Origin of the sequence: Tateyamaria omphalii (assembly GCF_014651375.1) — a bacterium.
In the GTDB taxonomy this organism is placed as follows: Bacteria; Pseudomonadota; Alphaproteobacteria; order Rhodobacterales; family Rhodobacteraceae; genus Tateyamaria; species Tateyamaria omphalii.
In genome coordinates this window covers 901,090-913,890 of record NZ_BMWT01000001.1, presented here as the reverse complement: position 1 = coordinate 913,890, position 12,801 = coordinate 901,090, and the positions used below count along the sequence as shown (strand labels likewise).

Annotated in this window: 12 protein-coding genes; 6 read left to right on the top strand and 6 right to left on the bottom strand. The window is 56.4% G+C overall.

Annotation, left to right across the window (positions count from 1 at the left end):
* Nucleotides 1–3 precede the first annotated feature (3 nt).
* Nucleotides 4–873, bottom strand: coding sequence for a LysR family transcriptional regulator (locus IE087_RS04340; protein WP_189367993.1), 870 nt, complete (start codon nt 871–873; stop codon nt 4–6).
* Between the two features lie 186 nt (nt 874–1,059).
* Between IE087_RS04340 and egtB the strand changes: the two genes are divergently transcribed.
* Nucleotides 1,060–2,322 carry an ergothioneine biosynthesis protein EgtB gene (egtB, locus tag IE087_RS04335; RefSeq protein WP_189367991.1) on the top strand — a complete coding sequence of 421 codons (1,263 nt, stop codon included), beginning with the start codon at nt 1,060–1,062 and terminating at the stop codon, nt 2,320–2,322.
* Entirely contained in the window at nt 2,322–3,284 is a 963-nt protein-coding gene (gene egtD / locus IE087_RS04330; protein WP_189367990.1) for an L-histidine N(alpha)-methyltransferase, read from the top strand. The genes egtB and egtD overlap by 1 nt, the downstream gene beginning before the upstream one ends.
* Nucleotides 3,285–3,416: 132 nt before the next feature.
* Here egtD and xylB read toward each other — a convergent pair whose 3' ends face one another.
* From xylB to IE087_RS04305, 5 genes are all read right to left on the bottom strand, one after another.
* Complete coding sequence (gene xylB / locus IE087_RS04325) at nt 3,417–4,868, bottom strand: xylulokinase (protein WP_189367988.1); 1,452 nt, start codon at nt 4,866–4,868, stop codon at nt 3,417–3,419.
* A complete protein-coding gene (locus tag IE087_RS04320; RefSeq protein WP_189367986.1) occupies nt 4,865–5,833 on the bottom strand; it encodes a sugar-binding transcriptional regulator in 969 nt (322 codons plus the stop codon). Before IE087_RS04320 ends, xylB begins: the two co-directional genes overlap by 4 nt.
* A gap of 9 nt (nt 5,834–5,842) precedes the next feature.
* Nucleotides 5,843–6,670 carry a carbohydrate ABC transporter permease gene (locus IE087_RS04315; RefSeq protein WP_189367984.1) on the bottom strand — a complete coding sequence of 276 codons (828 nt, stop codon included), beginning with the start codon at nt 6,668–6,670 and terminating at the stop codon, nt 5,843–5,845.
* Nucleotides 6,670–7,539: a carbohydrate ABC transporter permease gene (locus IE087_RS04310; protein ID WP_189367982.1), complete on the bottom strand. Its 870-nt coding sequence runs from the start codon at nt 7,537–7,539 to the stop codon at nt 6,670–6,672. The genes IE087_RS04315 and IE087_RS04310 overlap by 1 nt, the downstream gene beginning before the upstream one ends.
* 70 nt (nt 7,540–7,609) lie before the next feature.
* A complete protein-coding gene (locus IE087_RS04305) occupies nt 7,610–8,950 on the bottom strand; it encodes an ABC transporter substrate-binding protein (protein WP_229801260.1) in 1,341 nt (446 codons plus the stop codon).
* 122 nt (nt 8,951–9,072) lie between these two features.
* On the opposite strand from IE087_RS04305, the gene IE087_RS04300 reads away from it, so the two are divergent.
* From IE087_RS04300 to IE087_RS04285, 4 genes are read left to right on the top strand one after another with little or no spacing between them, the layout of a single operon-like run.
* A complete protein-coding gene (locus IE087_RS04300; protein ID WP_308425422.1) occupies nt 9,073–10,101 on the top strand; it encodes an ABC transporter ATP-binding protein in 1,029 nt (342 codons plus the stop codon).
* Nucleotides 10,102–10,107: 6 nt separating this feature from the next.
* Complete coding sequence (locus tag IE087_RS04295) at nt 10,108–11,481, top strand: iron-containing alcohol dehydrogenase (protein WP_189367981.1); 1,374 nt, start codon at nt 10,108–10,110, stop codon at nt 11,479–11,481.
* Nucleotides 11,478–12,035, top strand: coding sequence for a 6-phospho-3-hexuloisomerase (gene hxlB, locus IE087_RS04290; protein ID WP_189367978.1), 558 nt, complete (start codon nt 11,478–11,480; stop codon nt 12,033–12,035). The genes IE087_RS04295 and hxlB overlap by 4 nt, the downstream gene beginning before the upstream one ends.
* Nucleotides 12,036–12,037: 2 nt before the next feature.
* Entirely contained in the window at nt 12,038–12,790 is a 753-nt protein-coding gene (locus IE087_RS04285) for an SDR family NAD(P)-dependent oxidoreductase (protein ID WP_189367977.1), read from the top strand.
* Nucleotides 12,791–12,801: the final 11 nt, after the last annotated feature.

The window sequence follows — 12,801 nt, the reverse complement described above, 5'->3', positions numbered from 1 at the left end:
CGGCTATTCTGTAAACATTGGTCTGCGCACCGCAAACCATTCCGCAATGAAATCGACAAAAGCGCGGACACGGGCACTGTGCCGCAGATCTCCGTGCATCAACACCCAGATGCTGCGCCCTGGCCCAACCGGCACGTCGGGAACACGCACTAGTCCAGAATGCATGTCCCCAAGAAAGGCGGGCACCCAGGCCATGCCAAGCCCCGCGGCCGCCGCCTCGGTCTGCATAAAAACTTCAGGAAGTTTGTGGCGCGGCGCAGCCATTGGCATCGGAGTTTGAGCAATCCACTTGTCGTCAGCCTCCCATCCAATCCAATGCGCGCCTTGGCCATGCGAGGCCGCTAGATCAGGATGGTCCCTGATATAGTCAGGCGTAGCGAACGCCGCGTTCACGTAGTCGACCAACCTTCGCCCCACGAGATCATCATCTATCTGTCTCGCCGCTCTTATCGACACGTCAGCCTCTTGCCGCGACAAGTCCGAGATTTTGTTGGTTGGAACCGCATCAATGCGAATATCCGGAAATCGTTCTGTAAACTCCACAAGTATCGAAACAAAGAATGAATGGCCAAAGGACGGTGGCAAACTGACCCGCAATGTCCCGCTGGGGATATTGTCTAGACCGGTCAAACGTCGCTGAACTTCCAGCATCCGTTGCTCCATTTCCTGAGCGTGCGGCAACAGTAGCTCGCCAGGTTGGGTCAATGTCAAACCACGAGAGGATCTGTCAAACAACCGGGTCCCAAGGCTGTGCTCGGCCCCTTCCAATGCTCGTGCAACGGTGGCGTGATTTACTTTCAACGCACTTGCCGCACCACGGAAGCTGCCCGCGCGATGCAGTGCCAGCAAGATGCGCATATGATCCCAATTCATTGCTGCCTTCCTCGCAACGGATCGAATTCGATCCACCATGCCGACTTATTCGCTGCATCGCTTGGAAAATCAACGCACTACACTTTCGCGTGTAGCCTGTGGTTCTGCCGTCAATTCCTGACAACATTGGCTCAGACAAACGGATCAGATGAACGCATCATTCGCAATCCAAGGAACATCACTGTCATGACGCTTACTCACTCTTCTATCGCGCCGAACAGAGTAACTGAACTGTTCACTCGCACGCGGGCGCGCACGGATGCTTTGGCGGCCCCGCTCACAGCCGAAGATATGATGTTGCAGAGCATGGAGGACGCTTCACCTGCGAAATGGCATTTGGCGCACACCACCTGGTTTTTCGAAGAGTTCATCCTGAAACCCAGAATGCCGGGCTACACATCACCTGACGACCGTTTCGCCTTTCTGTTCAACTCGTACTACACGCAGGCGGGGCCGCGGCATGCTCGCGACAAGCGCGGCCTTGTTTCCCGTCCGGGAGTCAATGACGTTCGGTCCTATCGGTCGCATGTCGAAAACAGCCTTGTCGATTTGCTGACCGCCTCACGTGATGACACTGATGATATTGCCGCCTTGGTTGAACTGGGCTGCCATCACGAAATGCAACACCAAGAACTTCTGGTGACGGATCTGCTGCACGGGCTCAGTTTCAACCCGCTACTGCCAGTCTACAAGGACCCGGAACCACTTCCTGTCACATCAGAAGTACCGCTTACGTACACTCGCCACGATGGTGGTCTTGTTGAAATCGGGCATGAAGGGCCCGGTTTCGCATATGATTGCGAAGGCCCCCGCCACAAAACCTTTGTTGCCTCGTTTGATATCGCCGACCGGCCCGTCACCAATCGCGATTGGATCGCGTTCATGGAAGATGGTGGGTACGATGACACCCGCCATTGGTTGATGGAGGGGCACGCGGTCGCACAGAAAGAACAGTGGTCGCATCCACTGTACTGGTGGCAGCAAGACGATGAATGGTGGACATTCACACTGCGCGGGCCCCAACCGGTCGCTCTTGATGCCCCGGTTGTGCATGTCAGTTGTTACGAGGCTGACGCTTTTGCGCGATGGGCTGGCGGGCGTCTGCCAACCGAGGCCGAGCACGAGATCGCGTTTCGCGACACACCCATCCAAGGCAACCTCATGGGTGACGCAGGTGCGACGGGCGCGCTGCGCCCCCTGCCCGGATCCGGCATCTGGGGTGATGTTTGGGAATGGACGGCCTCAGACTTCAGCCCCTATCCGCGCTTTCGGCCGCCCGAGGGCGCACTTGGCGAATACAACGGTAAGTTCATGGTGAACCAGCGTGTGCTGCGCGGCGGATCCTGCGCAACCCCACGCGAGCAAATGCGGCCGACCTACCGCACTTTCTTTTATCCGCACCAACGCTGGCAAATGTTGGGCCTGCGCCTCGCACGGGATGTATCGTAATGGATGGCACGCTGGGAATTTCTGAGGTCGATCAGAAAGAATTCGACGCTTTGATCGCGGATGCACTCACTGGTCTCACGGCACCGCAAAAGTCGCTCAGCCCCAAATGGCTGTACGACCATCATGGCAGTGCCTTGTTCGAACAAATCACAAATCTTCCCGAATACTACCCCACAAGAACTGAGGCAGGCATTCTACGCAACCATGCTGCTGCACTGTCTGGTCTGGTCCCGCACGACGGTGCCCTCGTCGAACTGGGGTCTGGCGCATCGATCAAGACCCGCACCTTGCTGGATGTCGGGTCTCACTTTGGCACCTACGTGCCGATTGATATTTCACGTGATTTCCTGATGCAGACGGCAGATGATCTTCAAAACCGATACCCGGCTTTGAAGATTGCGCCGCTCGTTGCTGATTTCTCCGCTCCAGTCACGATGCCCGACCCACTGGCACAGATTCCGAAAGTCGGCTTCTTCCCTGGTTCGACGATTGGCAACCTTACACCAGAGCGCGCAAAGGCCCTGCTGGCCGGGGTTCGCGCCTGGGACGGCATCACCGCATTCATCGTCGGGATGGACATGGTAAAGGACACGAAAGAGCTTGTGGCCGCGTATGATGATGCCCAAGGGGTAACGGCAAAGTTCATCAAAAACATCCTCGTTCGATTGAACCGTGAAGCAGGGGCCAATTTCGATACCGAAGCGTTCAGGTACCAAGCCAGCTGGGATTCGGAACTGGCGCGGATCGACATGCATCTTGTCTCGGCCCACGATCAACATATCAGGCTCGCCGGGCACACAATCGCATTTCAGGCGGAGGAAGCGATTCATATCAGTGCGGCCCGAAAATACACGCCCGAAAGCGTGAGGGAGTTGGCACAAAGCACCGGATGGGACGTTGCGATTCGCTATACGGATGCTGACGCGAGGTTTTCGGTGGTCGTTCTCACTCCATGCATGTGAAGTGATGCGCGCAACACTGAACTCAAACGCGCCGTGCCACCGGTGGGCAGTCAAATGTCAAACGTAGTGAGCCGCGTCATGCAATCAAGCTGCGTGTAAGTGTCACCGCCATGGTCAAGACCAAAAGGACAACTAGCAAAAACTCAGGGAGCGGTGGCGTGCGTAGCGCTCGGATAACAGTTGGTGAAGGTCTGGATTCGGCGCGACCATCGCTTTGCTCTTGGGTTGTCGACTGAGGATTTCCTCAGTGTTGGACGGCATGACGGCAGCCATCGCCATCCTTGCTGCACCAAGACAGGCCGAAATGTCACCATGGGCCGGTAGTGTGATTTCTGTGCTAAGGAGCGTTGCCATCAATTCAATCCAAAACGCAGACCGCGTGCCACCACCAATGGCCTGAATGTCGTCGATTGGAACGCTGGATGACCTTTGCGCTTGGTAGGCCGCACAAATTTGCATTGCGACGCCTTCCATCACGGCATAGGCGATTTCAGCCTTACTGTGTCCGGCTGTCATTCCCAATATGATTGCAGTTGCATCTGGACGATTGTCAGGCGTTCGGATTCCGGTGATGGACGGACGGCTGATCGGCAAGTCCGCAACACCTTTTGCAGCCGCGGTTTCTGCTAGACTGGCAAGATCAGCCGGACCTGTCGAAGTCAGTTGCGCCAACCAATCCAAGGACTGAGTGGCCGACATGACGACCCCCATGGAAAGGAATGTGTTTGGCGCAGCATGCGGTGTGGTCAAAATCGCCTTGTCCGGTGCCGGATGAAACTGATCGTCTACTGCACTCAACACACCGGAGGTTCCAACGCTGAGCGCAGCGCGCCCAGGCAGTGCTGCTCCCACTCCAAGAGCGCCGGCATAGTTGTCACCACTGCCCGCCGCGACAAGAACGGTGTCCGGGGTCCCCCAACGACGGCACAGGTCGGCCCGCAATTGCCCAGCGGGATCGCAAGACACGAGAAGTTTTGGCAAGCGTCCACGGTCCCATCCGGCTGCCGCCAATAACTCATCGTCCCAAGTGCCGGTTTTGCAATCCAGAAGCATCGTGCCAGAAGCGTCGCTGAGTTCCGTTGCGCGCTCACCCGTCATGTGAAGCCGCACAAAATCCTTGGGCAGCATCAGAATATCCGCACGGTCCAACGCTTCAGGAATGTTTTTTGCCAACCACAGCAGTTTCGGCGCAGTAAGGCCGGGATCAGGTTGTCCATTGGTGCGCCAGCCGATATCCGGAACACGTTCCAGCAACTCGGTACATTCAATGATCGACCGCTGATCATTCCATAGAATACAAGGGGTTGTTGGGTGATTATCTCTGTCGAGTAGAACCTGACCCAACATATGGCCGGAAAATGAGACGCCCTTCAGGCGCGCCATAAGATGAGCGTGCTCACTTGCCAAGGCATCAAAACACACAGCGGTCAGCCGCCACCATTGCTCTGGGTCTTGTTGGCTCCAGCCTTGCTGCGGAATATCTACGGGCGACCTTTGCGATGCAGAGGCGAGGCATGCTCCGTCTTCATCGACCAAGGCAACCTTGATACCAGAGGTGCCCAGATCAACGCCCGCAAAAATCAAGATGCGGTCTCTAAAAGGGCACGCGCCAGATGCTCATCCGTCACCAGATGGTCAACGCAACCGCGCAGCAGGATCGCACGAACGATTGCCAGCTTGTGAAGTCCTCCCGCAGCAACAACCACGTTCGGCAAATCATCCAGATCCTGAAGTGCGATACCAAGAACCCGGTCATTGATTTCGTGGTCGAGCAGTGCACCGCTCGCGTCCAGAAAGTACCCCATAATGTCACCCACCGCACCGGCGTCTGCGAGGCTCTCAACCGAGACATCGTCCGGCAAACCATCCGCAAGAAGGAGAGAGTTTTTCATGTCTCCTGCAGCGAGGGCCAAGCCATCAGCCTGCAATATCTTGTCGATAGAGCCGCGAAACTCCTTTTGATCGCGCAGAATATCGCGGCTTGTAACACTGGCAGCATAAACCGGAGCAGTGAAATAACTGTGGGCTGCATTGCACAGGTCCGCGAGCCGGGTTGTAATCTCGTAGCTGTTAACGTCCGACCCCTTGGTCAAACCGCCCATAACGCTGGTGATTTCCAAATCGGGGCGGTTCAAAGGCTCCATGAAACGGGTCGCCATGTTCAATGTGTTGCCCCAGGACATACCAAAGAGACGAATGTCCGGCTGTGACAACAGGCGGGTCAGAAACTGCCCAAGTGCGGCGCCAAGTATGGTGTGAGGGTTGAATGTCTCTTGCCCAACCGGGGCCACGGTCGCCGAAGACAATCCAAACCGGTCAACAAGATCGGATTCCAGCGCAACGCAGGGACCAAGAGCAGAGTTGATCGACACCCGGACGATCCCACGCTCGCGCGCGTCGGATAGCGCCTTGTTCACGCGCAGTCGGGTCAGGCCAAAAGTCTCTGCGGCTTGCGCTTGTGTCATGCCTTCCACTTCGCAGGCATAGGCGAGCCGCACCAGAAGCTGTTCTTCTGCATCGAGGATTTCGGTTTTCGTTCGCCGTGACATGGCAGCCCCTTACTTGACCGCGCCCATCGTGAGGCCGCGGACCAGCTGTTTCGACGCCAAGAGCGCAAAGATCAAGACAGGGATGACGATCAAGGTCGATGTGGCCATGATCTTTCCATAGGGCAAGTTGTACCCTTCCATGAAGCTGACCGCCATGGCGGGTGCAGTCTTGGCGTCGGTACGGGTCAGGATCAGGCCAAACATCAACTCGTTCCAAGAGAAGATGAAAGAAAAGATCGCGGACACGGCCACGCCCGGCATCGCCAGGGGCAGGCAGATCGAACGCATGATGCGGAACTGCGATGCGCCTTCGAGGCGCGCGGCCTCGTCCAAATCATAGGGGATGCCGCGGAACTGATCCGTGACGATCCAGATCACGATCGGCAGGTTGAAGGTCAGATAGATCAGGATAAGCGTGACGTGTTTGTCCAAAAGGCCAAGGTTGCGGGCAATCAGGAAGAACGGCAGGGCCAGCACAATGGGCGACACCATGCGGTTGGTGATGAACCAGAACCAAAGGTCCTTCTTGCCACGAAACTCGAAGCGCGCCAGTGCAAAGGCCGCCGGCACCCCCAGCACCAAAGCAAGGCCTGTGGTGCATATGGCGATCACCAACGAGTTGATGAGCGTGCGCAAAACGCCGTCTTCGAACAACGCCTCTCGATAATTGGCCAGAGTCGGTTCGAAAATCCAGACTGGCGGGGCTTCGAGGGCGACCACATGGGTTTTCAGCGACGTTGTGACCATCCAATAGAATGGGAAGACGCAGACGGCGATGATCACGATTAACAGTGCGATCTGCCCCCAAAGCGGGCTTTGCGTGCGGGCGGCGGCCATCAATTGACCTCCTTATAGAAAACGCGGATGTAAATCTGCGCCAAGATGATGGTTATGATCAGCAGGATGATGGCCTGGGCGGACGCCAACCCCTGATCAAAACCGCGAAAACCTACGCGCTGGATCATGAGCGAGATAAACTCGGTCGAAGACCCTGGACCACCCCGGGTAAGGGTGAACACCATATCAAACAGTTTCAGCGTATCTGCTGTACGAAGGATCAAGACGGCTACAAGGCCGGGGATCAGGAAAGGCAGTTGCACGTAACGCAGTACAGTCCATTTTGACGTGGTTTCCAGCCGTGCAGCCTCTTCGATCTCGCCCGGGACCATTGTCAGACCTGCCAGCAATACAAGAGCCACGAAAGGTGTCCACTGCCAGACATCCCAAAAGACAATCATCACAAAGGCGTTCTCGGGGTCACCAATCCAGTTGATGTTCGCCCCGCCCATTAGCTGGTTCACAACGCCAAATTTCTGGTTGAACATTACCTGGCCCAACAGGCCAACAACGGCGTAGGTTGTCGCCATCGGCAACACAAGGCTGAGACGCGCGAGCGTTTTAATGAGCGTCAAACCGGGCTGGTGCAAGACCAGCGCAATTCCAAGTCCAAGGGCCAGTTGCAGAGGCAGCGCGGTGCCAAGCAGAAACATGGTGCGTCCCATAGCCTGCCAAAACACTTCGTCTGTGAGCACGGTCCAGTAATTCTCGAACCCGATAAACTTAACCTTCTTCAACTTGGTCAGGTTAAAAAAGTGCAACGAGGTCCACAGCGCGTAAAGCAACGGCGCAATACCGACCATTGCCAACCCTATGACCGCGGGGCCGATGAACGCGAAGATCGTTCTACGGGATACTTTTCCGCGCATTTCTGCTCCTATTACCTCGGCGCGAAGGGCGCTCTAAGGCGCCCTTCCGGTCTTTATTCAGGAATACGTGTCACTGTGCCATTGGCTTTTCGCCGGAATAGTAACCCGCTTCTTCAAGGACGGCTTCCATACGGGTGCCGATCTCTTCGGCCCCTTCCACGGTGGTCACTTCACCCAGCATCATCTTGGTGCCCCACTCCTGGACAATCTCGGTGATCTCTGGCCACTCGGCAAAACGTGGACGGAATTCCGGCACACCGTCTTGCCAGGACTCGACCAGAGCCGGGACGAATTTGAAGTCCTCAAGCCCATCTTCCACGTAAACCGACTGACGGGCCGGAACGCCGCCGCGTTCAAGATATTCACGCGCATTGGCCTTCGAGGTGGCCCATTGAATGAACAAGTAGGCAGCCGCCTGTTCAGCATCATCAGCTTGCGCTGCAACGGCCAGGGAGAAACCGCCCAGCGCAGGCTTGCGACCCGCAGGTCCCATGGGTTCAGGTGCAATCTCGACGCAATCTGCCACGGTCGATGTCTCAGGCGAAACGACGGTCGAGTAGAAGGCCGACCATTCCGTGATCATCGCAATATCGCCTTGGGCGAAGCCGTTGACAGTCTCGGCATGGTCATAGGCCACGATACCGTCAGGCATGTATTGCATCAGGTCCTGACGGAACTGAAGACCCGCCTGACTTTCTTCGCTCAAGAGGTTCGATTTGAATTCATCATTGAGGAACGAGCCACCAAAGGGCCAGAGGACCCGGGCAAAACTGTCTGCCGATTGGGTTTCGTTACGCTTGGACTGCAGCGCAAAGGCGTATTTCCCATCCTTGGTGAGCGCAGGACCGTACTCATCCTTGAGCTGTTGCCACGTTTCAGGCGGGCCATCAAAACCAGCCTCTTTCAACATGCAGCTGTTGTAGAACATCAGACCGGAATAATTGTCGAACGGCAGCCCATAGAGGGTTTCGTTCCAGCCACCGAAGGCGTTCAGCACCAGCGGAAAGAAATCGTCAATGTCCAGATCAGGATCGACGGCATCCGGGAATTTCGCCTGCACATCCGCCAAGGGCAGGATCCAGTCATTCTCGGCAAAATTGCCGATCCAAACGAGGTCGATCAGGGCAATATCCAGATCCCCTCCGGCCACAAAGTCGCGGACCTGCTCACCCAAGGCATTCTCGTACGGGTGTTTGATGATGTTGATCTTGATGCCGGTTTCTTCTTCGAAGGCCGGCAGCATCGCTTCGATCGCTTCATACCCAGGACGCAGAAGAAAAACGACATCTACAGTGGTGCCCGCATAGGGGGCCGCCGCCTCTTTCAGCGACCAACCGTGGCCATCTGCGACGGCCGTCGTGGCCATCGTCGCCGCCATTGCGGTCGACGCCATTAGCTTTCTGAAATTCATGTGATCCTCCCATCCAGAAAAGGTTGACAATCTTTTGTTTCTGGAAGCATACAAATGTACATTCAGATGTATAAGTCAACATTCAAATGTAAAATGTCACGATGCTGGCATGTAGCACAGAGATGGAAGAAACACGCGTGGCTCAGGTTAAGCTCTCGAAAATAAATAAGTTTTACGGCGCCTTACAAGCATTGACCGAGGTGTCGTTGGATATCGAGGATGGCGCGTTCGTGGTCTTTGTGGGCCCATCAGGTTGCGGGAAGTCGACTCTCTTGCGGTCTATCGCAGGGCTTGAAGGGATCGACACCGGCACGATCGAGATTGACGGACGAGACGTAACGGACCTTGAGCCTGCCGACCGCGACCTGTCGATGGTGTTTCAATCTTATGCGCTTTATCCTCACATGTCGGTTCGCGCCAATATGGAATTCGGCATGAAAGTGGGTGGGGTTGCGCCCGATGAACGCGCGCGCCGAGTCGAAGAGGCGGCCAGAATTCTGCAGCTCTCGGAGCTACTTGATCGCAAACCTTCGCAATTGTCCGGCGGCCAGCGTCAGCGCGTAGCCATTGGGCGTTCAATTGTGAAGAACCCCAAAGTGTTCCTTTTTGATGAGCCGCTGTCGAACCTTGATGCCAAGCTACGAGTGCAAATGCGGATCGAACTGGAAGCGCTACACAAAGAGCTTGGCGCAACGATGATTTATGTCACCCACGATCAAGTGGAAGCAATGACGATGGCGGATCAGATTGTCGTTTTGAATGGCGGGAAACTTGAGCAGGTAGGCGCGCCAATGGACCTGTATCACCGCCCAGCCACGGAATTTGTTGCAAGCTTCATTGGGTCCCCTGCCATGAACATCGTGCCCGCGGCAAGCCAATTGGCTCAGGCTGTAGGCGTGGACAAAAACACGGCAAAGCTGGGCATCAGGCCAGAACACATTCGCGTCGAGCCCGATGGATTGCCTGTCACCATAAAGGTGAAGGAACAACTGGGTGGTGAGAGCTATCTTTACACGGCGGACAGCGACGGAACGCAGATTGTCGTAAAAACCGACGGAGAAGATACGCTCGCGTCGGGCGATACGATCCATCTGGTTTTGATGGAGGACCGAATTCACCGTTTCGATGCCGACGGAAAGGCGCGGAGGTAGTTCGGGATGGCAAATTGGCAGTCACAGCTTGACCAACTCATCCGCCCGGCTGTCCGCCAGTCGGAAGCGACAGACGAGCTACTAATCGCCCCCGGCGCGACCAGACAAACAGGCGCAGTGGCGCGCCGCGTCACAGACAAACCACGCGCCCTGATCATGGCAGATGACGCCGGATTTGGCGCAGCCGGTGATGCTGTCGTCGCTTCGCTGGCCGATGCAGGCTTTCAAACAGAGACACTTGTTCTGCCAAGCGACCCCTTGCCAAAAGCCGCGGTTACAACTGCAGAGCCGTTCCGCGCACGCCTTGCCGAAGACAACGAACTGTTTCCCGTGTCTGTTGGCTCGGGTGTGATCAACGACCTGGTGAAATACGCTGCATTCCAAACCAATCAACGCTATCTGACCGTGGCAACTGCGGCTTCGATGGACGGATACACAAGCGCCGGTGCCCCGCTGGCCAAGGAAGGGTTCAAAGTCACGATTCCCACTCGGGCACCGATTGCGATGATCGCTGATCTTGATGTGTTGGCCACTGCACCGGCAGAGATGACGGGGTGGGGGTATGCCGATCTGTCCGGCAAAATGCCCGCGGGGGGTGATTGGATCATTGCTGATGCGTTGAACATCGAAGCCATCGACGACAACGCTTGGCCATTGGTACAAAATCATCTGCGTGGCTGGCTCGCCGGACCTGCAGGGATCCTCAAAGGAGACATTGATGCGGTCGCGCGGCTGTTTATCGGGCTCACAGCCGTTGGATTTGCAATGGAGTTCCACGGCTCTTCCCGTCCAGCTTCCGGTGCCGACCACCAGATCGCTCATATGTGGGAAATGGAAGACCACAGCCACAACGGGCGCAAAGTCAGCCATGGTGCAGCTGTCGCGGTTGGGTGTGTGGCCGCTCTTTCCGTCTACGACTGGCTGATCAAGCAAGATCTGACACAGCTTGACGTCGATGCCACGCTGGCCACAGCACCGGATATCGATGCACGGTTACGGACTGTTCGAAAAGACATCCCGGACCCGTATGTTGCAGCCAAATCCGAGCAAGAGGTGCGCGCCAAGCACCTTGGCCGCGTGGATCACCGTGCACGCCTGGAACTGCTTGTGTCAGTCTGGCCCGACATCCGATCGCGCCTGTGCTCGCATCTGCTTCGCGCCGAAGACATGATTGGTATGCTACGGGAAGCAAACGCACCTGCATTCGCTCACCAGATCGGGGTATCACCAGATCATCTTTTGCGTACGTTACGCGCCGCACCCCATATTCGTCGACGCTATACCGTTTTTGACCTTCTGCACGAAACCGGCCTCACAGAACAGGCGCTGAAACACGTGATGCCCCTTCTTGGGCCCAAGCGTACCGAGGCGACGGAATGAGTTGGCAAGACAAAGCAGCACAAGCGCTTTCGGAGGTTCAAGGTGTTCTGAACTCGGCATTGCCGGACCAGATCGAAACGATGGCTACGCCGATTCAAAAGGCGAACAGGATTGCTGTTTACGGGGTGGGTCGTGAAGGGTTGATGATGAAATCCCTTGCCATGCGGCTGTTCCACCTCGGGCACGACGTGCATGTGGTTGGCGACATGACAACGCCGCCCATCGGGTCCGGAGATTTGCTGATTATCAGTGCTGGGCCAGGGCATTTTTCGACCGTCGCTGGCCTGGTCGGCGTCGCGAAACAGGACGGTGCAACCACGTTGTGTGTTACGGCAGAACCTGAGGCGGCAGTCCCCCAAACAGTCGATCACGTCGTACACCTCGCCGCGCAGACCATGGCAAATGACAGGACCATGACGACATCGATACTGCCGATGGGTTCGCTTTTCGAAGCAACGCAGTTTCTGTTTTTTGAGCTGCTAATCCTGCACCTACGCGACGCGATGGGACTTTCACCCGATCAAATGCGCGCCAACCATACAAATCTGGAATGACCATGAACTGGACGGACCGTTTCTCGATCGCAGGCAGAACAGCACTCGTGACTGGTGGCTCATCAGGCATCGGCGCCGAGATCGTAAAAGTGTTTGCAGACGCCGGAGCGCGCGTGATCGCGACGGGTCAATCCCAAACACGGCTGACTGCTGTTGCCGCAACGACCGGTTGCGAAACCATTGTCGCTGACATTTCGACGGCAGAAGGGTGTAATGCACTGGTCAAGAATGCGTTGGCCCTGTCTCCCCGGATCGACATTCTGGTCAACTCGGCGGGCGTGGCGTTGGTTGGATCCGTGCTGAGCTACAGCGCCGAAGACTGGGACCGTACAATGGCAATCAATCTTCGCGCACCTTTCTTGCTGGCCAAAGGCCTCGCCCCGGCCATGATTGCGGCAAAGGCGGGCAAGATCATCAACATCTCGTCCCAGACGGGGGTAATCGCACTGCCTGACCACGCGGCCTATGCCTCCTCAAAAGGTGGGCTCAACACCCTGACGAAATCGCTCATGACCGAGCTTGCGCCACACAACATTCAGGTGAACGCCATTTGCCCAACCGTCGTCATGACCGACATGGGCAAGAAAATCTGGAGCCCTCCCGAGAAGTCGGGGCCAATGATCGCCGCTACACCGCTTGGTCGCTTTGGGGAGCCTATCGAGATTGCCGACATGGCTCTTTATCTCGCATCTCCAGCTTCGGAGCTTGTGAACGGCGCGCTCATGATGATCGAAGGGGGATATTCCAGCATATGAACGGTTTTGGG

What these genes read in the sequence shown, in the direction of transcription:
- egtD (WP_189367990.1), top strand. Translation starts at nt 2,322, where the DNA reads ATGGATGGCACGCTGGGAATTTCTGAGGTCGATCAGAAAGAATTCGAC.
- IE087_RS04320 (WP_189367986.1), bottom strand. Translation starts at nt 5,833, where the DNA reads ATGTCACGGCGAACGAAAACCGAAATCCTCGATGCAGAAGAACAGCTT.
- egtB (WP_189367991.1), top strand. Translation starts at nt 1,060, where the DNA reads ATGACGCTTACTCACTCTTCTATCGCGCCGAACAGAGTAACTGAACTG.
- IE087_RS04310 (WP_189367982.1), bottom strand. Translation starts at nt 7,539, where the DNA reads ATGCGCGGAAAAGTATCCCGTAGAACGATCTTCGCGTTCATCGGCCCC.
- IE087_RS04300 (WP_308425422.1), top strand. Translation starts at nt 9,073, where the DNA reads ATGGAAGAAACACGCGTGGCTCAGGTTAAGCTCTCGAAAATAAATAAG.
- IE087_RS04295 (WP_189367981.1), top strand. Translation starts at nt 10,108, where the DNA reads ATGGCAAATTGGCAGTCACAGCTTGACCAACTCATCCGCCCGGCTGTC.
- IE087_RS04285 (WP_189367977.1), top strand. Translation starts at nt 12,038, where the DNA reads ATGAACTGGACGGACCGTTTCTCGATCGCAGGCAGAACAGCACTCGTG.
- IE087_RS04340 (WP_189367993.1), bottom strand. Translation starts at nt 873, where the DNA reads ATGAATTGGGATCATATGCGCATCTTGCTGGCACTGCATCGCGCGGGC.
- IE087_RS04315 (WP_189367984.1), bottom strand. Translation starts at nt 6,670, where the DNA reads ATGGCCGCCGCCCGCACGCAAAGCCCGCTTTGGGGGCAGATCGCACTG.
- hxlB (WP_189367978.1), top strand. Translation starts at nt 11,478, where the DNA reads ATGAGTTGGCAAGACAAAGCAGCACAAGCGCTTTCGGAGGTTCAAGGT.
- IE087_RS04305 (WP_229801260.1), bottom strand. Translation starts at nt 8,950, where the DNA reads ATGAATTTCAGAAAGCTAATGGCGTCGACCGCAATGGCGGCGACGATG.